The sequence below is a fragment of the Brevundimonas sp. genome, from assembly GCF_035998205.1.
In the GTDB taxonomy this organism is placed as follows: Bacteria; Pseudomonadota; Alphaproteobacteria; order Caulobacterales; family Caulobacteraceae; genus Brevundimonas.
The window spans coordinates 360,345-380,295 of the sequence record NZ_DASYHT010000004.1; the positions used below are offsets into that span (position 1 = coordinate 360,345).

17 protein-coding genes are annotated in these 19,951 nt (G+C 70.0%); 6 read left to right on the forward strand and 11 right to left on the reverse strand.

Annotated features, from left to right (window positions below; all coding sequences use genetic code 11):
- Positions 1–221 precede the first annotated feature (221 nt).
- The gene (locus tag VGN74_RS04435; protein WP_327446152.1) at positions 222–3,176 is read left to right on the forward strand and encodes a TonB-dependent receptor domain-containing protein; all 2,955 of its coding nucleotides are present in this window, start codon (positions 222–224) and stop codon (positions 3,174–3,176) included.
- Between the two features lie 149 nt (positions 3,177–3,325).
- Positions 3,326–3,895 carry a hypothetical protein gene (locus tag VGN74_RS04440; RefSeq protein WP_327446153.1) on the forward strand — a complete coding sequence of 190 codons (570 nt, stop codon included), beginning with the start codon at positions 3,326–3,328 and terminating at the stop codon, positions 3,893–3,895.
- A gap of 200 nt (positions 3,896–4,095) precedes the next feature.
- Here the strand turns inward: VGN74_RS04440 and metH are convergent, their stop codons facing one another.
- The 5 genes from metH to VGN74_RS04465 all read right to left on the reverse strand — a co-directional run bounded on the left by metH (position 4,096) and on the right by VGN74_RS04465 (position 11,088).
- Positions 4,096–6,759, reverse strand: coding sequence for a methionine synthase (gene metH, locus VGN74_RS04445; RefSeq protein ID WP_327446154.1), 2,664 nt, complete (start codon positions 6,757–6,759; stop codon positions 4,096–4,098).
- Positions 6,760–6,961: 202 nt separating this feature from the next.
- Positions 6,962–8,026 carry a homocysteine S-methyltransferase family protein gene (locus VGN74_RS04450; protein ID WP_327446155.1) on the reverse strand — a complete coding sequence of 355 codons (1,065 nt, stop codon included), beginning with the start codon at positions 8,024–8,026 and terminating at the stop codon, positions 6,962–6,964.
- Positions 8,027–8,189: 163 nt separating this feature from the next.
- The gene (gene metF / locus VGN74_RS04455; RefSeq protein WP_327446156.1) at positions 8,190–9,134 is read right to left on the reverse strand and encodes a methylenetetrahydrofolate reductase [NAD(P)H]; all 945 of its coding nucleotides are present in this window, start codon (positions 9,132–9,134) and stop codon (positions 8,190–8,192) included.
- The gene (locus tag VGN74_RS04460) at positions 9,134–10,096 is read right to left on the reverse strand and encodes a metalloregulator ArsR/SmtB family transcription factor (RefSeq protein WP_327446157.1); all 963 of its coding nucleotides are present in this window, start codon (positions 10,094–10,096) and stop codon (positions 9,134–9,136) included. Before VGN74_RS04460 ends, metF begins: the two co-directional genes overlap by 1 nt.
- A gap of 65 nt (positions 10,097–10,161) precedes the next feature.
- Positions 10,162–11,088, reverse strand: coding sequence for a 2-hydroxyacid dehydrogenase (locus tag VGN74_RS04465; RefSeq protein WP_327446158.1), 927 nt, complete (start codon positions 11,086–11,088; stop codon positions 10,162–10,164).
- A gap of 38 nt (positions 11,089–11,126) precedes the next feature.
- Here VGN74_RS04465 and VGN74_RS04470 point away from each other — a divergent pair, with 38 nt between their 5' ends.
- Positions 11,127–11,351, forward strand: a complete 225-nt coding sequence (locus VGN74_RS04470; protein ID WP_327446159.1) for a hypothetical protein — start codon at positions 11,127–11,129, stop codon at positions 11,349–11,351.
- Positions 11,341–11,676: a type II toxin-antitoxin system PemK/MazF family toxin gene (locus tag VGN74_RS04475; RefSeq protein ID WP_327446160.1), complete on the forward strand. Its 336-nt coding sequence runs from the start codon at positions 11,341–11,343 to the stop codon at positions 11,674–11,676. Before VGN74_RS04470 ends, VGN74_RS04475 begins: the two co-directional genes overlap by 11 nt.
- A gap of 22 nt (positions 11,677–11,698) precedes the next feature.
- Here the strand turns inward: VGN74_RS04475 and VGN74_RS04480 are convergent, their stop codons facing one another.
- The 4 genes from VGN74_RS04480 to VGN74_RS04495 form a co-directional block, all read right to left on the reverse strand.
- Positions 11,699–11,845 carry a DUF433 domain-containing protein gene (locus VGN74_RS04480; protein ID WP_349256342.1) on the reverse strand — a complete coding sequence of 49 codons (147 nt, stop codon included), beginning with the start codon at positions 11,843–11,845 and terminating at the stop codon, positions 11,699–11,701.
- A 124-nt stretch (positions 11,846–11,969) separates the two neighbouring features.
- A complete protein-coding gene (gene ettA / locus VGN74_RS04485) occupies positions 11,970–13,637 on the reverse strand; it encodes an energy-dependent translational throttle protein EttA (protein ID WP_327446162.1) in 1,668 nt (555 codons plus the stop codon).
- An 83-nt stretch (positions 13,638–13,720) separates the two neighbouring features.
- Positions 13,721–14,998 carry a dicarboxylate/amino acid:cation symporter gene (locus VGN74_RS04490; protein WP_327446163.1) on the reverse strand — a complete coding sequence of 426 codons (1,278 nt, stop codon included), beginning with the start codon at positions 14,996–14,998 and terminating at the stop codon, positions 13,721–13,723.
- 86 nt (positions 14,999–15,084) lie between these two features.
- A complete protein-coding gene (locus VGN74_RS04495) occupies positions 15,085–15,774 on the reverse strand; it encodes an HAD hydrolase-like protein (protein ID WP_327446164.1) in 690 nt (229 codons plus the stop codon).
- A 66-nt stretch (positions 15,775–15,840) separates the two neighbouring features.
- Between VGN74_RS04495 and glmU the strand changes: the two genes are divergently transcribed.
- Both glmU and rpiA read left to right on the forward strand, forming a co-directional pair.
- The gene (glmU, locus tag VGN74_RS04500; protein WP_327446165.1) at positions 15,841–17,184 is read left to right on the forward strand and encodes a bifunctional UDP-N-acetylglucosamine diphosphorylase/glucosamine-1-phosphate N-acetyltransferase GlmU; all 1,344 of its coding nucleotides are present in this window, start codon (positions 15,841–15,843) and stop codon (positions 17,182–17,184) included.
- Entirely contained in the window at positions 17,181–17,864 is a 684-nt protein-coding gene (gene rpiA / locus VGN74_RS04505; protein ID WP_327446166.1) for a ribose-5-phosphate isomerase RpiA, read from the forward strand. The genes glmU and rpiA overlap by 4 nt, the downstream gene beginning before the upstream one ends.
- A gap of 12 nt (positions 17,865–17,876) precedes the next feature.
- Here rpiA and VGN74_RS04510 read toward each other — a convergent pair whose 3' ends face one another.
- Both VGN74_RS04510 and VGN74_RS04515 read right to left on the reverse strand, forming a co-directional pair.
- Positions 17,877–18,839, reverse strand: a complete 963-nt coding sequence (locus tag VGN74_RS04510) for a hypothetical protein (RefSeq protein WP_327446167.1) — start codon at positions 18,837–18,839, stop codon at positions 17,877–17,879.
- Between the two features lie 23 nt (positions 18,840–18,862).
- A complete protein-coding gene (locus VGN74_RS04515) occupies positions 18,863–19,840 on the reverse strand; it encodes a hypothetical protein (protein WP_327446168.1) in 978 nt (325 codons plus the stop codon).
- Positions 19,841–19,951 lie beyond the last annotated feature (111 nt).

Below are 19,951 nucleotides of genomic sequence, written 5' to 3' on the forward strand. Positions count from 1 at the left end.
GCCGCCGCTCCGGTCGCCCTCACGCTGACCCCCGGGTTACAGCTCCGGCTGTGACCCGGGTGTGTCAGCAATGCGACACATTTCCTGCGAACTATGGCCACGAGACGTCCATCTCTGGACGAAATCGTGCGCCTGCCCGACTGTGCGTCATCTGAGTCCGCCCGGACAGGATGCAACGTGCGGTGAGCCTCAACGGCCACCGCCCCTCAGGAGGGATTTTCTTGAACACTCGCAACACGCGACAGCGCCTGCTCGCCACCACCACCATCGGCGGCGCCGCGCTCATGACCGCCCTGACCATGGTCGCCGCTCCCGCCGCCGCGCAGGAAGCGACCGAGGTCGAAGAGATCGTCATCACCGGCTCGCGCATTGCGCGTCAGGACTATCAGGCGCCGAGCCCGATCGTGACCGTCAGCCAGGAAGACTTCCAGGCGACCGGCTCGGTCACCATCGACACCCTGATCAACGACCTTCCGCAGTTCGTGCCGTCGATCAACCAGACGTCGAACAACCCGTCGAACGGCGGCCAGGCCAACATCAACCTGCGCGGCCTCGGCACCGCCCGGACCCTCGTTCTGCTGAACGGCCGCCGCGTGGTCGCCTCGAATTCGACCGGCGTCGTCGACATCAACATCTTCCCGACGGCCCTCATCCAGAACGTCGAGGTCATCACCGGCGGCGCCTCGGCGGCCTATGGTTCGGACGCCCTCGCCGGCGTGGCCAACTTCATCCTGCGCGATGACTTTGAAGGCGTTCAGTTCGACGCCCAGTACGGCATCACCGACGAGAACGACGGCGAGACCCAGTCCTACTCGGTCACCCTCGGCGGCAACTTCGCCGACGGCCGCGGTAATGCGGTGATGTCGCTGGGCCGCTCGACCCGTGAGAACATCTTCAACTCGGCCCGCGACTTCTCGTCGATCTCGGGGCCGTCGGGCGCCTCGCCGCTCGGCAACACGGTGTTCGACTCGAACAACCTGCCCGACCTCGCGCTGGTCCGCAGCTACTTCGGGTCGTCGTCGCTGCTGAACACCGGCTCGTTCGGCTTCAACAACGACGGCTCGCTGTTCGCCTACACCGGCGTGCTGAATTTCAAGAGCCCGGGCGGCGTTGACTATGACGGCTTCGTCGGCACCCGCGCCGACTACGTCTACAACACGGGCGCCCTGAACTACCTGCAGCTGCCACTGGACCGCTGGAACGCCTATGCCGCCGTGAATTACGAGCTGGCGCCCCAGGCCGAGGTCTACGCCAACTTCCTGTTCACCGAGTATGAAGCGGCCCAGGAACTGGCGGCCACGCCGGCGGCCGGCGCCGTCCCGGCCACCGGCTTCCGCGTCCCGGTCACCAACCCGTTCATCTCGGCGGACCTGCGCACCTTCCTGAACGCGCGCCCGAACCCGAACGGGTCGTTCCGCCTCGACAAGCGCTTCACCGACATCGGCGGCCGCAACTCGACCGAGACCTATTCGGTCTACCAGGGCACCACGGGCATCCGCGGCGACCTGATCGGCGTGCGGGACTGGAGCTACGACTTCTACATGCAATACGGCCGGGTCGAGCGCATCACGCGCCAGTCCGGCAACGTCTCGCGGTCGGCGGTCCAGACCCTGCTCGACGCGGCGGACGGCGGCGCCTCGATCTGCGCCGGCGGCTTCGATCCGTTCGGCGAATCCAACCTGTCGGCGGCCTGCGCCAACTACATCTCGCGCTCGGCCCAGAACGTGACGATCTCCGAGCAGACCGTTTCGGAGTTCACCATCCAGGGCGGCATGTTCACCCTGCCGGCCGGTGAAGCCCGGTTCGCGGCGGGCGTGCAGTACCGTCAGGACGACTACGTGTTCCGTCCCGACGCCTCGCTGGCCCAGCGCAACCCGATCGTGACCCGTCCGGACGGCGGCCAGACCGGCGGTTCGGAAATCGCCGGCTTCAACCCCAGCCAGCCGCTGTCGGGCTCGGTCAACGTGCTGGACTTCTTCGGCGAAGTGCTGATCCCGGTTCTGGCTGACCTGCCGTTCGTGCGTCAGCTGGACATCGGTCTCGGCTACCGCACCTCGGAGTACAGCTCGATCGGCCAGACCGACGCCTACAAGGTCGACGTCGACTGGGAAGTGTTCGATGGCGTGACCGTCCGCGGCGGCTTCCAGAACGCCGTGCGCGCGCCGTCGATCGGCGAGCTGTTCGCTCCGGTGAACACCAGCTTCCCGCAGATCGGCGCCCCGTCGGCGACCGGCCTCGGCGGCGATCCCTGCGACGTCCGTTCGAGCTACCGCACCGGCGCCAACGCCTCGCAGGTCCGGGCGCTCTGCCTGGCCCAGGGCATCTCGGCCTCGGCCATCGACACCTACACCTACAGCAACAACCAGGTCCCCGGCATCACCGGCGGTAACCCGAACCTCTCCGAGGAAACCTCGGAATCGTTCACGGTCGGCGTCGTGTGGCAGTCGCGCTTCGACAACCCGTGGCTCGCGGGCCTGTCGGCGGCGATCGACTACTACGACATCGAGATCACCGACGGCGTGGGCACCATCGGCGCCGCGTCGCAGCTGCAGGGCTGCTTCAACGCCCAGGGGCAGAACCCGACGTTCGACGCCAGCAACGTCTACTGCCAGCTGTTCTCGCGTGACCCGCTCTCGGGCAACGTCAACAACGCCATCGAGACCAACGCCAACCTCGCCACCCTGCTCACCTCGGGTGTCGACCTGCAGGTCGACTGGCGCGCCGACATGGCCGACATCGGCCTGCCGGCATGGGGTTCGCTGGACCTGAACGTGGTCATCGGCTGGCTCGAGAACCGCGAAAGCCAGGTCGCTGTCGGCAATCCGTTCATCGATCGGACCGGCACCATCGACAGCGTGTTCGGCAACACCTTCCCCGAGTGGAAGTCGCTGACGGGCCTCAACTGGCGCAATGGCGACTTCACCGCCGGCATGCGCTGGCGCCGGGTGGGCGAGATGACCCAGTTCGGCACCGCCAACGTCATCCCGACGGTTGACTACTTCGACCTGCTCGGCTCGTGGGCGGTCAACGATGCGGTCTCGCTGCGCGTCACGGTCAACAACCTGACCGACGAGCAGCCTCCGGTCTATTCGCCGGGCGTGCAGGCCAACACCGACCCGTCGACCTACGACACCCTGGGTCGTCGTTACTCGATCGGCCTGACGGCGCGCTTCTAGGCGTCGGCAGACCTGACCGGAGAACGGGCGGCGGAGCTTCGGCTCCGCCGCCTTTTCTTTGTCACGCGGGTCAACCAGAAGGGCAGGGGGCGCGTTAAGCGTCACCGTCGGCGGTTCGCCGCCGCCCGACCGTCGAGACCGGAGTTTCCATGTCGCTGCTGACCGCTGTTCTGATCGCCGCCGCCCTGACCGGGGGGCAGGACCCCGACGCCCCGATCGTCACCGGCGGTTCGGTGCGCGCGGCCGAGACCGCCGAGGCCCTGCGGGTGCGCGAGGCGCTGGCCTACGCCACGCCCCTGCCGCGCGGCGCGCCGGAGACGGACTATCCGCTGGTGGCCTGGTGCGAGGCGCTGGTCACCGGCCATGTCGCCGTGGGCGAGAGCCTGACCAACATCGATCCGCTGGATGACGAGATCGTCCGGCTGGGCAAGCTGGAGGCGGCGGACTTCCGCGATGCGCTGAACGTCGGCCGCGCCCGGCAGACGCCCGCGACCCTCGCCGCGGCCGAGACCGCCGCCGCGGCGGCCCGCGGGCTGTGGACCGAGGTGCTGGCCAATCCGGACGAGGCGGTGCGCAGCCAGACCTTCGGCCTGTTCTTCGGCCTGCCGGGCCGCTGCGAGCACGCCGCCCGCCGGGTGCGGGAGAACATCACCGCCGCCCCGGCGACCCTCGAGGACGCCGGCCTCGACGAGACCGGCGCGCCGGCGGGGGACCGCTGAGCCGGCGCAGTCCGAGCCGCTAACCTCTCCCTTCCCCCTCGATGGGCGGGGATGGGGGTGGGGGCGCGACGCAATCGGAAGAGCTGTTGAGGCGACGCGGCGCTGCCTCCTGCGCCACGTTCGGAAAGCGATCACACCCACCCCCACCCAACCCTCCCCCATCGAGGGGGAGGGCTTAGGTATGCCGGGCGCGCGGCTCCCTACGCCGCCACGCCGCGCGCCGGGACCTTCGGATCGTAGTTGAGGATCGGGGCCAGCCAGCGCTCGGCGACGGCGAGGTCCCAGCCCTTGCGGTCGGCGTAGTCGGCGACCTGGTCGGCGTCGATCTTGCCCACGCCGAAATAGTGGCTTTCCGGGTGGGCGAAGTAGAGGCCCGAGACCGAGGCCGGCGGGGTCATGGCGAAGCTCTCGGTCAGGGCCATGCCGGCGTTGGCGCCGGCGTCGAGCAGGCGGAACAGGGTGGCCTTCTCCGTATGGTCCGGCTGGGCCGGATAGCCCGGGGCCGGGCGGATGCCGCGATACTTCTCCTCGATCAGCTCCTGCACGCTCAGCCCCTCGTCCGGCGCATGGCCCCACAGGGTGGTGCGCACCTCCTTGTGCAGCCGCTCGGCGAAGGCCTCGGCGAGGCGATCGGCCAGGGCCGTGGCGAGGATGGCGGAATAGTCGTCGCCGGCGGCGCGGAACTCGGCGGCCTTCTCCAGCTCGCCGTGGCCGGCGGTGACGGCGAAGGCGCCGATGTGGTCGGGGCCGTCCTCGGAGACGAAGTCCGACAGGCACAGGTTGGGCTTGCCGTTGCTCTTGGCGATCTGCTGGCGCAGGCCGTGGAAGCGGGCCAGCTCGGTGCTACGCGTGGCGTCGGCCCAGACCACGACGTCGTCGCCGCGGGCGTTGGCGGGCCAGAAGCCGACCACGCCCTTCGCCGTGAACCAGCGCTCCTCAAGGATCTGGGCCAGCATGGCCTGCGCGTCGCGATAGAGGTCGCGCGCCGCCTCGCCGACGATCTCGTCCTCGAGGATCTGCGGGAAGCGGCCGATCAGCTGCCAGCTGGCGAAGAAGGGCGTCCAGTCGATGTGGTCGGCGAGGTCCTTCAGGTCCCAGGCGTCGAAGGCGCGTACCCCGAGGAAGCCCGGCGCAGGGGCGGGGGCGGGATCGGCGGGCCGGAAGCGGTTGGCGCGGGCCTGGGCCAGGCTGGCGCGGGCCTTGACCTCCTGGCCCCGGGCGTACTGCTCGCGGATGCGGATGTACTCGTCGCGAGTCGCGGCCATGTTGCGGTCGCGCTCCTCCGGCGACAGCAGGCCGGAGACAACGCCCACCGCCCGGCTGGCGTCGGTGACATAGGTGGTCGAACCCGACGGATAGGCCGGCTCGATCTTCACCGCCGTATGGGTCCGGCTGGTGGTGGCGCCGCCGATCAGCAGCGGGATGCGGAAGCCGCGCCGCTCCATCTCCGAGGCCACGAACACCATCTCGTCCAGAGAGGGCGTGATCAGGCCGGACAGGCCGATGATGTCGACCTTGTGCTTCTCCGCCTCGTCGAGGATGCGGTCGGCGGGCACCATGACCCCGAGGTCGACGACCTCGTAGTTGTTGCACTGCAGAACCACGCCGACGATGTTCTTGCCGATGTCGTGGACGTCGCCCTTGACCGTGGCCATCAGCACCTTGCCGGCCTGCTGGCGGGGCTGGCCGGCCTTCTCGGCCTCCATGAAGGGCTCCAGGTAAGCCACCGCCTGCTTCATCACCCGGGCCGACTTGACCACCTGCGGCAGGAACATCTTCCCGGCGCCGAACAGGTCGCCGACGACGTTCATCCCGTCCATCAGCGGGCCTTCGATGACGTGCAGCGGGCGGGCGGCGCCGGCGCGGGCCTCCTCGGTGTCGGCCTCGATCCAGTCGGTGATGCCGTGCACCAGGGCGTGCTCGATGCGCTTCGCCACCGGCTGGTCGCGCCAGGACAGGTCGACGACCTTCGCCTGGCCCTTCTCGCCCTTGTAGCGGGGGGCCAGCTCCACCAGCCGCTCGGTGTTGGACAGGTTGCCCCGCGGCGGCCGGTTGAGGATCACGTCCTCGACCGCCTCGCGCAGCTCCGGGTCGATATCGTCATAGACCGGCAGGTCGCCGGCGTTGACGATGCCCATGTCCATGCCGGCCTGGATGGCGTGGTACAGGAACACCGAGTGGATGGCCCGCCGCACCGGCTCGTTGCCGCGGAAGCTGAACGAGACGTTCGACACCCCGCCCGAGACATGGGCGTGGAGCAGGGTCGCGCGGATCGCCCGCGTCGCCTCGATGAAGTCGACGGCGTAGTTGTCGTGCTCCTCGATCCCCGTCGCCACGGCGAAGATGTTGGGGTCGAAGATGATGTCTTCGGGCGGGAAGCCGATCTCGTCGACCAGCAGCCGGTAGGCGCGGGTGCAGATCTCGATCTTGCGCGCGGCGGTGTCGGCCTGTCCCTGCTCATCGAAAGCCATGACCACCACGGCGGCGCCGTAGCGCAGGCACTTGACCGCCTGCTCGCGGAACTCGGCCTCGCCGGCCTTGAGGCTGATCGAATTGACGATGGGCTTGCCCTGGACGCACTTCAGGCCGGCCTCGATCACTTCCCACTTGGAGGAGTCGATCATGATCGGCACCCGGGCGATGTCCGGCTCGGCCGCGATCAGGTTGAGGAAGGTGACCATGGCCGCCTGCGAGTCGAGCAGGCCCTCGTCCATGTTGACGTCGATGACCTGCGCCCCGGCCTCGACCTGCTGGCGCGCGATCGACAGCGCCTCGGGGTAGTTCCCCTCGACGATCAGTTTCCGGAATTTCGCCGAGCCGGTGACGTTGGTCCGTTCGCCGACGTTGATGAAGGTGGGTCTCATGGGCGGGCCGCCAGGTCGAAAGCCCTCCCCCTCGATGGGGGAGGGTTGGGAGGGGGTGCGTGCGCCACGGTGAAGGACGGGCGCCAGAGGAGCCGACCTTGTTCGAGCGCCGCCTCCCGCGCACCGCCGGAGCGCTCAGCGGGTCCGCGCCCATCCCCGACCCTTCCCCCATCGAGGGGGAAGGGAGATGATGTCGTCGCCCTCACGCCCCCACCTCGAACGGTTCGAGCCCCGACAGGCGCAGGGCGACGGGGCGCTCCGGCACAATGCGCGGGGCGACCCCGGCGACCTCCCTGGCCACGCAGGCGATGTGCTCCGGCGTGGTGCCGCAGCAGCCGCCGACGATGTTGACGAGGCCGGATCGAGCCCATTCCTCGATGAAGTGGGCCGTCTCGTGCGGCTGCTCGTCGTACTGGCCCATGGCGTTGGGCAGGCCGGCGTTGGGGAAGGCGGCGACCAGAGTGTCGGCGATGCGGCTGAGCTCGGCGATATAGGGGCGCATCAGGTCGGCCCCGAGGGCGCAGTTCAGGCCGATGGCGAACGGCTTTGCATGACGCACCGAGTGCCAGAAGGCCTCGGCGGTCTGGCCCGACAGGGTGCGGCCCGAGCGGTCGGTGATGGTGCCCGAGATCCACAGGGGCAGGGGCTCGTAGCCCTCGTCCTGCAGGTCGAGGATGGCCTTGATCGCCGCCTTGGCGTTCAGGGTGTCGAAGATGGTCTCGACGAGGAAGATGTCGACCCCGCCCTCGTGCAGGGCCCGGGCCTGCTCGCGGTAGGCCGCATAGACCTCGTCGAAGGTCACGGCGCGGTAGCCGGGGTCGTTGACGTCGGGGCTGATCGACAGGGTGCGGTTGGTCGGGCCGATCGAGCCTGCGACGAAGCGGGGCTTGTGCGGCTCCTTCGCCGTCCAGCGGTCGGCGACCTCGCGGGCGATGCGCGCCCCCTCGAAGTTGAGATCCCAGACCGCGGATTCCAGACCGTAATCCGCCTGGCCGATCGAGGTCGAGGAGAAGGTGTTGGTCTCCGAAATGTCGGCCCCGGCGGCGTAGTAGCGATCATGCAGGCCGGCGATGATGTCCGGCCGCGTCAGGATCAGCAGGTCGTTGTTGCCCTTCTGAGGGTGGTTGTGACCCGCGAAGCGCTCGCCGCGGAAGTCCTCCTCCGACAGGTCCTCGCGCTGGATCATCACGCCCCAGCTGCCGTCGAGCACGAGGATGCGCTCCCGCGCGGCGGCCTTCAGGGCGGCGATACGGTCGGCGCGGGTCATCAGCACTCCTCCCCAGCGAGCGAAGCGAAGCGGAGGAGGGGGACCATGCGCAGCATGGTGGAGGGGGCGAGGGACAAGGCGCCGCGCGGGCGGTCGCCCCCTCCACCGCCTTCGGCGGTCCCCCTCCCCCGCGAAGGGGCGGGGGAGGAGATGGCCAGACCCCTCACGCCGCCGCCTCCCGCACGCCCAGCACGCGGCAGATGGCGTAGACGAGGTCGGCGCGGTTCAGGGTGTAGAAGTGGAAGTCGGCGAACCCTTCCTCCTGCAGCCGGGCGCAGGTCTCGGCGGCGACGGAGGCGGCGATCAGACGGCGGGTGTCGGGGTCGTCGTCCAGCCCCTCGAAATGCCCGGCCAGCCAGGCCGGCACCGAGGCGCCGCAGGCCGCGCTCATGCGCTTCAGCCCGGCGAAGTTGGTCACCGGCATGATGCCCGGGATGATCGGCAGGGTCACGCCCGCCGCCCGCACCCGGTCGCGGAAGCGCAGGAAGGCGTCAATGTCGAAGAAGAACTGGCTGATGGCCCGCGTGGCGCCGGCTTCGACCTTGGCCTTCAGCACCTCGATGTCATGGTCCAGCGACGGGCTTTCCGGGTGCTTCTCAGGATAGACCCCGACGGTAATGTCGAAGCCGCCGACGGCGGCGATGGCGCGGGCCAGCTCGGTGGCGTTGGCGTAGCCGTCCGGACGCGGCTGATAGACTCCGCCGATGCCGCCGGTCCCGGGCGGGTCGCCGCGCAGGGCCACGATGTGGCGCACGCCGGTGGCCTTGTACTCGCGGATCACCTCGTCGACCTCGGCGCGGCTGGCCTCGACGCAGGTCAGGTGAGCGGCGGGCTTCAGCTGCGTCTCCGCGAGGATGCGGCTGACGGTGCGGTGGGTCCGCTCACGGGTCGAACCGCCGGCGCCATAGGTGACCGAGACGAAGGCCGGGTTCAGCGGGGCGAGACGACGGATCGCCTGCCAGAGGTTGTCCTCGGCCGCGTCGCTCTTGGGCGGGAAGAACTCGAACGAGACGCGCGGCGGCGTGGCGTTGCCGCCGGCGCGCGCGACGGGCCCGAGCGGCGACAGCAGCAGGGCGCGCGCCTCGGCCAGGTTGAGGGCGGCGGTCATCAGGCGACACTCCGGGCGGCGAGGGCAGGGCGTTCGGCGGTCCAGATGCTGACCGTCAGCCCGTCGGTGTCGGGCGGCAGGGCGATGGGGGCGAGCGGCTGCATTCCGGCCTCGGCCAACCAGCGTCGGATCTCGTCATCCGAGAAGCCCAGACGGCGGTGCTGGTGCTCCTCGCGCAGCCGCTCCAGCGCGTGCGGGGCGAAGTCGACGATCAGCAGGCGGCCGCCCGGCGCGGTGATACGCGCCGCCTCGGACACCGCGGCGGCCGGGTCGGCGAGGTAGTGCAGCACCTGATGGACCACCACCAGATCGGCGCTTTCGGCCGGCAGGCGAGTGGCGAAGACGTCGCCGTGGCGCAGCTCGACCCGGTCGAGGCCCGCCCGGGCCACGTTCGAGCGGGCGATGTTGAGCATGCTCTGGCTGAGGTCTAGGCCGATCGACACGCGGGCCTTCTTGCCCAGCAGGGTCAGCATCCGGCCCGAGCCGGTGCCCAGATCGACCAGCCGGTCGAAGGGCCCGGGACCCGCGGCGCGCTCGATGGCCGCCTCAACGGCGCTTTCGCAGACATAGAGCGAGCGGATGCGGTCCCAGCTGGGGGCGATCTGTTCAAAGTAGGCCTGGGCCTCGGCCTCGCGCTCGCGGCGCACCGCTTCGAGCCGTCGGTGGTCGCGCTCGGCGTCTTCGTCCTGCAGCCCGTCCAGCACGGTCTCGGCCAGCCGACGGGCGATGCGCTCGGACGACAGCCGGTAGAAGACCCGCGCCCCGTCGGGGAAGCGTTCGATCAGCCCCGCCTCGGCCATCAGCTTGAGATGGCGTGAGACGCGCGGCTGGCTCTGCTCCAGCACGCGCGACAACTCCATCACCGACAGCTCCTCGTCGGCCAGCAGGGTGAGAATGCGCAGGCGCGTCGGCTCGCCGGCGGCGCGCAGCATTTCCACGGTCTGGTCAGCAGTCAGGGCCATATGTGCATATAAAGATATCTTTATATGATTGCGCAAGCGTCAACGCGCCGGCGCGGCCCTTAAGTTCAACGCACGGGTGTGATCACCGGCTGGTCGGCGAAATGGGCCGCGAGATTCTGCATCAGCAGGCCCAGCATGGCCGGCACGGCGTTGGTCGTGGCGCCGCCGGTGTGGGGCGTCAGCAGGGTGTTGGGCACGTCGGCCCAGCGCGCCGGGTCGGTCGGCTCCACCTCGAACACGTCCAGCGCCGCGCCGCCGACGGTTCCGGTCTTCAGCGCGGCGATCAGGGCCGCCTCATCGACCAGCTGGCCGCGCGCCACATTGACCAGCAGCCCCTCGGGGCCGAGCGCGTGCAGGACCGGCGCGTCGATCAGGCCGCGGTTGCTCTCGTCCGCCTTGCAGGCCACCAGCAGCACCTCGGCCCAGCGCGCCAGATCAGCGAGGCTGGCCATGCGCGGCCAGGCGGCGGGCTTGTCGCGCGGCCCCCACCAGCGCGTCTCCATGCCGAAGGCGTCGGCGCGCCGGGCCGCCGCCTCGCCGATGGCGCCGAGCCCGACGATCCCCAGGCGGGCGCCTCTCATCGAGGGCGTGATGATCTTGCTGTCCGCCCGCCAGGTCCCGTCGCGCACGGCCCGGTCGCCCGTCAGGATCTGCCGCCGCGCCGCGAGGATCAGTCCCAGGGCATGGTCGGCGACATCCTCATGATTGACCCCCGGCGCATGGGTGACCTCGAGCCCACGGGCCCGGCAGGCGTCGACGTCGATCGCCTCGTAGCCCGAGGTGAAGCAGGCGATCAGCGACAGGTTCGGCAACCGGTCCAGCAGCGCCATGTCCAGCGGGAACTCCCCGGCGACGATCAGGGCGCGGATGTCGTGCTCCGCCTCCACCGGCGGGCCCTCCCAGAGGCGCCAGACGTCATACAGACTCTCCAGGAACCCGGTCAGGGGGCCGAGATGCGGCTGCACGATCAGGACGGCGGGGCGCTGGGTCATGCGTGGACAATACGTGTGATCGCACGTATCTTCCAGACATGAAGAAGCTCACCCTGACCGTGGACGACGACGTCTATGAAGGCTTGCACAGCCGGGTCGGGGCGGGGCGCATCAGCCGCTTCGTCAATGATCTGGTGCGCCCGCTGGTCAGCGAGGAAGCGCTGCTGCAGGGCTATCGCGAGATGGCGGCGGACGAGGCGCGCGAGCGGGAAGCCGACGACTGGTGCGAGGGGCTGATCGCGGACGTCGCCCGTGACGGCTGATCACCCTCGGCGGGGCGAGGTCTGGTGGGTGTCCTTCGATCCTTCGGTCGGGGGCGAGGTGACGAAGACTCGTCCGGTGGTGATCGTCAGCAATGACGCCGCCAACCAGGCCCTGAACCGGTTGCAGGTGGTGCCGCTGACCACGCGGGTGGATCGTGTCTATCCCGGCGAAGCTCTCGTCGAGATCAACGGCGCCCGGCGCAAGGCCATGGCCGACCAGCTGTTCACGGCGTCGAAACTGCGGCTGGGCCGGCGGCTGGGCGTGCTCGGGCGGGGCGATCTCGCGGCCGTGGAGCGGGCCCTGCGGACGCAACTGGGGGTTTGAGGTCGGCGCATCGCCGCCAAGGTCAGCAGACCCCTAAGGCCGCCGCGCCGGAGCCGGAGCCGGCGCCGGAGTTTGCGGTGGCATAGGCCAAGGCAGCGTGGCTGTCGTCCGCGTCCAGATAGGTGAAGTCGCTCAGGATTTCCTCCGGCATGGCGCCGCCCGCCAGCATGTCGAGTATGTCCTGCACACGTATCCGCATGCCCCCGGATGCAGGGCTTGCCGCTCCCGCGGTCCTTGTCGATCGTGATGCGGGACAGGAGGTCGCTCATGTCCCGCATCTGGTCACAATCGGATCAGCGGCCGAACTTCTGGTACTGGACCCGCTTGGGGATCAGGCTGTCTGCGCCGAGGCGGCGCTTCTTGTCTTCCTCATAGGCCTCGAAGTTGCCCTCGAACCACTCGACGTGGCCGTCGCCCTCGAAGGCGAGGATGTGGGTGGCCAGACGGTCGAGGAACCAGCGGTCGTGGCTGATGACCACGGCGCAGCCGGCGAACTCCTCCAGCGCCTCCTCGAGGTTCTGCAGGGTCTCGATGTCGAGGTCGTTGGTCGGCTCGTCCAGCAGGATCAGGTTGCCGCCGGTGGCCAGGGTCTTGGCCAGGTGCACCCGGTTGCGTTCACCGCCGGACAGCAGGCCGACCTTCTTCTGCTGGTCGGTGCCCTTGAAGTTGAAGCTGCCGACATAGGCGCGGGTGTTGATCTCGCGCTTGCCGACCATCATCACGTCGGTGCCGCCGGAGATGACTTCCCAGATGGTCTTATTGGCCTCCAGGTCGTCGCGCGACTGGTCGACATAGGCCAGCTTGACCGTCTCGCCGAGGCGCAGCTTGCCGGCGTCCGGCGTTTCCTGACCGGTGATCAGGCGGAACAGGGTCGACTTGCCGGCGCCGTTCGGGCCGATCACGCCGACGATGCCGTTCGGCGGCAGCTTGAAGGTCAGGTCCTTGAACAGCTGCTTGTCGCCGTAGCTCTTGGTCAGCCCCTCGACCTCCAGCACCACATTGCCGAGGCGCGGCCCCGGCGGGATCTGGATGGCGGCGAAGGTCTGGGCCTGACGGCTGTTCTCCTGCTCGGCCACCATCCGCTCATAGGCGGCCAGACGGGCCTTGGACTTGGCCTGGCGGGCCTTGGCGCCGGAGCGCACCCACTCCAGTTCGCGGGTCAGGGCGCGCTGGCGGGCCTCGGACTCCGACTGCTCCTGCACCACGCGCTTCTGCTTCTGCTCCAGCCAGCCGGAATAGTTGCCCTCGTAGGGGATGCCCTTGCCGCGATCGAGCTCCAGCGTCCACTTGGTCACCAGGTCGAGGAAGTAGCGGTCGTGGGTCACCAGGATGACACAGCCGGGGAAGGCCTCGAGGTGGTGCTGCAGCCAGGCCACCGACTCGGCGTCGAGGTGGTTGGTCGGCTCGTCGAGCAGCAGCATGTCGGGCTTGCTCAGCAGAAGCCGCGCCAGCGCCACGCGACGCTTCTCGCCGCCCGACAGGCTGGTGACGTTCCAGTCGTCCGGCGGGCAGCGCAGGGCGCCCATGGCCATCTCGATACGGCTGTCGATATCCCAGACGTCGCCGGCGTCGATCTTCTCCTGGAGGGCGGTCATCTCCTCCATCAGCTCGTCGGTGTAGTTCTCGGCCATCTCGGCCGCGATCTCGTTGAAGCGCTTGACCCACTGCTTCTCCTCGCACCAGGCCTCGACGTTCTCGCGGACGGTCAGGTTCGGGTCGAGCTGGGGCTCCTGCTCCAGGTAGCCGCGCTTGACGCCGTCGGCGGCCCGGGCTTCGCCCGAGAATTCATTGTCGAGGCCGGCCATGATCTTCAGCAGGGTCGACTTGCCCGAGCCGTTGACCCCGACGACGCCGATCTTGGCGTCCGGGTAGAAGCTCAGCCAGATGTTCTCGAAGACCTTCTTGCCGCCGGGATAGGCCTTGGTCAGGCCCTGCATCTGGAAAATGTATTGCTGCGCCATGAGGTGCGTCCGCGCCTTGCTCGATCGTGGGGAGGTTGGCGCGGGATGTAGCGACCGGGGGCCGGAATCGCAAACGCGGGCCGCTACTCCGCCGGAACCAGAGCGCCGTCCGGGGCAGGGGCGAGCGCGCCGTCGGCCCGGCCGTCATAGATGGCCTGGTCCAGAACGCCCTCCTCCCTCGCGACCAGCACGGGCACGAGCATCTGGCCGGTGACGTTGGTGGCGGTGCGCATCATGTCCACGACCCGGTCGACCGCGACGATGTAGCCGATGCCTTCCAGCGGCAGGCCGACGGTGCTGAGGGTCAGGGTCAGCATGACGATCGAGGTGCCCGGCACGCCCGCCGTGCCCAGGGAGCCCAGCACCGCCGTCAGGCCGATCAGGACGTACTGGGTCAGGCTCAGCTCCAGCCCGAGGTACTGGGCGATGAACAGGGCGGCGATGGCCGGATAGATGGCGCCGCAGCCATCCATCTTGACGTTGGCCCCCAGCGGCACGGCGAAGGCGGCATAGGCCTGGGGCACGCCCAGCCGCTCGACCGTCTGGCGCAGGGCGACCGGCAGGGTCCCCAGCGACGAGGAGGTGGCGAAGGCCGTCTGCTGGGCGGGGAAGGCCCCGCGGAAGAAGCGCGCCACCTTCAGCCCGTGCAGCTTCAGCAGGCCGGAATAGACCACGAGGATGTGGAACAGGCAGGCGGCGTAGATGGCGAGGATGAACTTGCCCAGCGGCAGCAGGCTGTCGAGGCCGTAGGTCCCGACGACCTCGCCGATCAGGGCGAAGACGCCGATCGGGGTCAGGCGGATGATCCAGCGGGTGATGCGGAAGACGACCTCCGCGCCCTCGCCGACCAGCCGGCGAACCCCGGCGGTGCGCTCGCCCAGCGCCGCCAGCGCGGCCCCGACGAGGGCGGCGAACAGCAGGATCTGCAGGATGCGCCCCTCGGCCAGGGCGGCGAAAGGATTGGTCGGGACAATGCCGACCAGCACCTCGACCGGGGTCGGAATCTCCCGCGGCCGCACCTCGCCCATAGGCAGGCTGCCGAGCCCGCTGCCGGGCGCCAGCAGGTGCCCGAAGGCGAGGCCGACCAGCACCGCCAGCAGGGAGGTCAGGGCGAACCAGAACAGGGTGCGGACGCCCAGCCGCGCCGCCCCGGCCCCGGTCCCGAGCCGCGCCACCGAGCTGGCGATGGTGAAGAGCACCAGCGGGGCCACCACCATGCGGATCAGGTTCAGGTAGACGTCCCCGACCGGGCCCAGCCACGGTCCGGCCGCTTCGCCCAGCAGCAGGCCGGCGCCGACGCCGAGCGCCAGGGCGAGCGTGGTGAGCTGCCACAGGGGCAGGGAAAGGAACCGTCGGACCATCGGGCGTCCCGCAAGAGGTCCGGCCAAGATGTTGATCCGGCGGGAGGCTTCAAGCGTGAGGCCGGCCAGCAGTTCTGCGGTGATCTTTAGGCCTGCTGAAGCCGCCGTGCCGCTTCCAGCGCCGCCTCGAAGTCATTCCAGTGGTCCAGCATGATGTCGCCGCCCAGCTCGGCGGGCGGCAGGTCATTGTAGCCGAAGGTGCAGACGATGCAGGGCAGGGCGGCGGCCTTGGCCGCACCGGTATCTGTCGAGGCGTCGCCAACCATCACCGCCCGGCGGCGGTCGCCGCCGACGATCTCCAGCGCGTCCAGCAGATGGGCCGCGTCGGGCTTGCGCGCCGAGACCCGGTCCGGGCCGGCGACCAGGGCGAAGCGGCCGGTCAGGTCCAGCGCGTCGAGCAGGGTGAGCGACAGGTCCGTGCGCTTGTTGGTGGCCACCACATGAACGACCCCGCGATCCGACAGCCGGTCCAGCGTTTCGACCACCTGGGGGAAGGGGCGGGTGTGCTCGGCGATATGCTCGACGTAGTCGGCGATGAACCGGTCGAACAGCTCGGGCTCGCCAGCCTCGTCCCAGACGGACCCGGCCTCGCGGAAGCCGTGGCGCAGCAGGGCGCGGGCCCCGTGGCCGACCAGATGCCGGGCGCTGGACACCGGCACGGCCGGCAGACCCTTGAGCGCCAGCATGCGGTTGAGGGTGCCGATCAGGTCCGGGGCCGAGTCGACGAGGGTGCCGTCGAGGTCGAACAGAAGCGTCCAGCCGTCCAGATCGCGCATGCGCCCTCCCGTCGGGCCCGCCGATGGGCTAGACCGCGCCGGACCTCCTAGCCGCCGGACCGATTCATGACCACCCGTCCCCGCGCCGCGATCATCCTGGCCGCCGGCCAGGGCACCCGCATGAAGTCGCCCCTGCCCAAGGTGCTGCACCCGGTCGGCGGACGCGCCATGCTGGATCACGCCATCGACGCCGCCGAAGGTCTGGGCTGTGAGCGTATTGTGGTGGTGGTTGGGGCTCACTCCCCAGAAGTCGGGGCCCACGTCACCCGCCGGCTCGGCGCCGGGGCGGTTGCGCTGCAGGATCCGCCGCTGGGCACCGGCCATGCGGTGCTGGCGGCGCGGGAGGCCCTGGCGGGCTTCGACGGCGACGTGGTGGTCACCTACGGCGACGTGCCCTTGCTGAAGGCCGCGGACATCGCCCCGGTTTTCGCCGGCGCGGGCGTGACGGTGATCGGTTTCGAGGCGCGCGACCCGGGCGCCTATGGCCGCCTGATCCTCGAGGGCCAGACCCTGGCCGCCATCGTCGAAGCCAAGGAGGCGAGCGCGGACCAGCTGGCGGTGACCGCCTGCAACTCCGGCGTCCTGGCCGCCCCGGCCGACCTGCTGTTCGCGCTGCTGGACCGGGTCGGCAACGCCAACGCCAAGGGGGAGTACTATCTGACGGACGTGGTCGCCCTGGCGCGCGCCGCCGGTTATCCCACGCGCGCCGTCTTCGCCGGCGAGGACGCGGTGATGGGCGTCAACGCCCAGGCCGAGCTGGCCGCCGCCGAGGCCCTGTTCCAGCGGGTCCGCCGCGAGGAGCTGCTGGCGGCGGGCGTGCGCATGCCGGCGCCGGAGACGGTCCATCTCAGCTGGGACACGGAGATCGGTCCCGGCGCGGTGATCGAGCCCTATGTCGTGTTCGGCCCGGGCGCGCGGATCGCCGGCGGGGCCCGCATCCGCAGCTTCAGCCATGTCGAGGGGGCGGTGGTCGCCGCCGGGGCCGAGGTCGGCCCCTACGCCCGTCTGCGCCCGGGCGCGGACCTTGGCCCTGACGTCAAGGTCGGCAACTTCGTCGAGGTCAAGAACGTCGCGATGGCCAAGGGGGCCAAGGCCAATCACCTGGCCTACCTGGGGGACGGGACGGTGGGCGAGGGGGCCAACGTCGGCGCCGGCACGATCTTCTGCAACTACGACGGCTTCAACAAGCACCGCACCGAGGTCGGGGCCGGGGCCTTCATCGGCTCGAACAGCGCCCTGGTCGCGCCGGTGCGGATCGGCGAGGGGGCCATGACCGGCTCGGGCTCCGTCATCACCGAGGACGTGCCGGACGGCGCCCTCGCGCTGGGCCGGGCGCGGCAGGAGGTCCGGCCGGGCTGGGCCGAGCGGTTCATGAACGCCATGCGTGCGCGAAAGGCGGCCAAGGGATGAGCGACCAGCAGAAACAACGCGCCGGCGAAGCTGCCGCTCTCCGCGTCGAGGCCGGCATGATCGTCGGGCTGGGCACGGGCTCGACCGCCGCCTGGTTTGTGAAGGCGCTGGCCGCCCGCAAGCTGCCGGACCTGCGCTGCGTCCCGACCTCGGAGAAGACCGCCGACCTCGCGCGCGAGCTGGGGCTGACCCTGTCGACGCTGGATGACACGCCGCGCATCGACCTGACCGTCGACGGGGCCGACGAGGTCGGGCCGGGACTGGCCCTGATCAAGGGCGGCGGGGCCGCCCTGCTGCGCGAGAAGCTGGTGTGGGAAGCGTCCAGCCGCTGCATCGTCATCGCCGACGCCGCCAAGGTGGTGAAGACCCTGGGCGCCTTCCCCCTGCCGATCGAGGTGGTCGCCTTCGGTCACAAGACCACGGGCAATCGCATCGCCGACGTGCTGGCCGACCACGACATCGCCCTGCCGGCGCGGCTGCGCCAGGCCGACCGCGGCATCGTCCGCACCGACGGCGGCAATGTCATCTACGACGCGAAGTGCGGGGCGATCACCGATCCCGTCCGTCTCGCCGATGATCTGAAGCTGATCACCGGCGTGGTCGAGCACGGCCTGTTCCTCGACCTCGCCGACGAGGCGATCATCGGCACGGACGACGGTGTCGACCTGCTGACGCCCTGAGCCGCGCGCGGCTCAGGGCTGTGCTTCTGCGCCGGCCTCCGCATCGGCCTCGGCCAGCAGGCGGCCGTGGGCGCGACGGATCGAGGCGACGATGTCGCCGTGGTTGCCGATCGTCGAGCGCAGGTTCTGCTCGCTGTTGTAAAGCCCGGCGAGGTAGGCCCGGTCCCACTCCGTCAGGCCCTCGGCCGTGTCCGGCATGGCGAAGACGTTGAGGATCGAGGCGTAGCTGTCGGTCTGCGCGTTCGGGTCGATCTGGGCCAGCGACACCATGGCGACATAGTCGGCCAGCTGGGCCAGACTGACGTTCTGGATGTCGTCGACATCGATGATGACGATGGCCCGCTGCAGATTGTCGATGATGGTGCTGCGGAGCAGGGAGGCGGAATCGACAACCACGATCGGCGCGAAGTCGCCGACGCCGCGACATTCGCCTCTGCAAACCCCGGGAGCCCTGACGGCTCGCTGGCCGGTCCGGCTGTCGATCGGCAGGCTGGTCTGCCACCAGCGCACGGGCCGTTCGGTCTCGACGAAGTCCCTCAGGGCGGCCCCGCCGCGGTCGGTCCCGGTGGCCCCCGTCCGGAACGCCCGCCGGCGCGCCTCGGTCAGGGCCGCAGCGAGGGTGCTGGCGTCATCCGTGGCGATGACCGCGATGTTCGGCCGGCAACCTTCCCGTCCGGCGTCCACGCCGAGGTCGGCGGCGACGGCCGTGACCCGGTCGGCGATGAAGGCGGCGGCGTCCGCCCGCAGATTGACGACGCCGACGCACACCGGGTCACGCCAGCGCGCCAGTCCCCGTCGGCGGACGGGGGCGGAGGCCTCCGTGACGAAGTCGCTGATCACATCATCCAGCCGTCGCCCGGTGACGGTCAGGCCCTCCAGCTCGACCGGGGCGGGTGCGGTGGGATCCTGCGCCCCTGCTGGCGCGGGCTGTGATGTTAGACTGGCGGCGAGCAGCAGGGAGGCGAGGAAGGACATGGCTCTGTCTCCTTGAGGGCGGTTCAGGGCTGCGCCTCGGCTTCGGCCTGTTCCACCAGCCGTCCGTGGGCGCGGCGGATCGAGGCGACGATATCGCCGTGGTTGGCCACGGTCGAGCGCAGGTTCTGCTCGCTGTTGTACAGGCCAGCCAGATAGGCGCGGTCCCATTCCGTCAGCCCCTCGGCGGTATCCGGCATGGCGAAGACGTTGAGGATCGAGGCGTAGCCGTCAGTCTGGGCGTTCGGGTCGATCTGGGCGAGGGACACCATGGCGACATAGTCGGCCAGTTGGGCCACGCTGACGTTCTGGATGTCGTCGACGTCGACGATCACCACCGCCCGGCGCATGTTGTCGACGATCGTCGAGCGCAGCAGCGAGGCGGAGTCGACGACGATCTGGGGGGCGAACAGCTGGCTGCTGGTCGCCCCGGCGCCGCCCGAATCACCACAGGGCGCCAGGCATTCCCCCGGGCGTCTGACAGCAATCTGCCCGGTCCGGCTGTCCGTCGGAGCGCTCACCTGCCACCACCGCACCGGGCGTTCGGTCTCCACGAAGTCCCGCAGGGCCGCGCCGCCGCGGTCGGTGCCGGTGGAGCCGGTCCGGAACGCGCGGCGCTGGGCTTCCGTCAGGGCGGCGGCGAGCGCCCCGGCCTCATCCGTGGCGATGACCACGATGTTGGGCCGGCAGTTGTCCCCGCCGATCGTCACGCCGAGGTCGGCGGCGACCGCCGTGACGCGGTCGGCGATATAGGCGGCGGCCTCGCCCCGGAGGTTGACCACCCCGACGCACACCGGATCGCGCCAGCGGGCCAGACCCCGTCCTCGCACCGGCGCGGACGCCTCGCTGACGAAGTCGCCGATGACATCGGTGAGACGGCGCCCGGTGACGGTCAGGCCCTCGAGCTCGACCGGCGTCTGGGTCCCGGGGTCCTGAGCCTCCCCGGGAAGGGGCTGGGCCGCCAGGGCGGCGGCCATGAACAGCGACGACAGCAAGCCCATCATTCCCTCTCCCCAAGGTCTTTCCGGCCGGGAGGGTGCTGGCCTCGACTTCAGGTTGTCAAGCGGCCATGAGCGCGCGGCTTGGATTTGCGCCCGGTCACGCTACATGGCGGG

Coding starts and splice junctions, on each gene's coding strand:
- VGN74_RS04490 (WP_327446163.1), bottom strand. CDS start 14,998: ATGGTCCGACGGTTCCTTTCCCTGCCCCTGTGGCAGCTCACCACGCTC.
- ettA (WP_327446162.1), bottom strand. CDS start 13,637: ATGGCGCAGCAATACATTTTCCAGATGCAGGGCCTGACCAAGGCCTAT.
- VGN74_RS04480 (WP_349256342.1), bottom strand. CDS start 11,845: ATGCTGGCGGGCGGCGCCATGCCGGAGGAAATCCTGAGCGACTTCACC.
- VGN74_RS04510 (WP_327446167.1), bottom strand. CDS start 18,839: ATGTCCTTCCTCGCCTCCCTGCTGCTCGCCGCCAGTCTAACATCACAG.
- VGN74_RS04470 (WP_327446159.1), top strand. CDS start 11,127: ATGAAGAAGCTCACCCTGACCGTGGACGACGACGTCTATGAAGGCTTG.
- glmU (WP_327446165.1), top strand. CDS start 15,841: ATGACCACCCGTCCCCGCGCCGCGATCATCCTGGCCGCCGGCCAGGGC.
- rpiA (WP_327446166.1), top strand. CDS start 17,181: ATGAGCGACCAGCAGAAACAACGCGCCGGCGAAGCTGCCGCTCTCCGC.
- VGN74_RS04440 (WP_327446153.1), top strand. CDS start 3,326: ATGTCGCTGCTGACCGCTGTTCTGATCGCCGCCGCCCTGACCGGGGGG.
- VGN74_RS04515 (WP_327446168.1), bottom strand. CDS start 19,840: ATGATGGGCTTGCTGTCGTCGCTGTTCATGGCCGCCGCCCTGGCGGCC.
- metH (WP_327446154.1), bottom strand. CDS start 6,759: ATGAGACCCACCTTCATCAACGTCGGCGAACGGACCAACGTCACCGGC.
- VGN74_RS04460 (WP_327446157.1), bottom strand. CDS start 10,096: ATGGCCCTGACTGCTGACCAGACCGTGGAAATGCTGCGCGCCGCCGGC.
- VGN74_RS04495 (WP_327446164.1), bottom strand. CDS start 15,774: ATGCGCGATCTGGACGGCTGGACGCTTCTGTTCGACCTCGACGGCACC.
- metF (WP_327446156.1), bottom strand. CDS start 9,134: ATGACCGCCGCCCTCAACCTGGCCGAGGCGCGCGCCCTGCTGCTGTCG.
- VGN74_RS04450 (WP_327446155.1), bottom strand. CDS start 8,026: ATGACCCGCGCCGACCGTATCGCCGCCCTGAAGGCCGCCGCGCGGGAG.
- VGN74_RS04465 (WP_327446158.1), bottom strand. CDS start 11,088: ATGACCCAGCGCCCCGCCGTCCTGATCGTGCAGCCGCATCTCGGCCCC.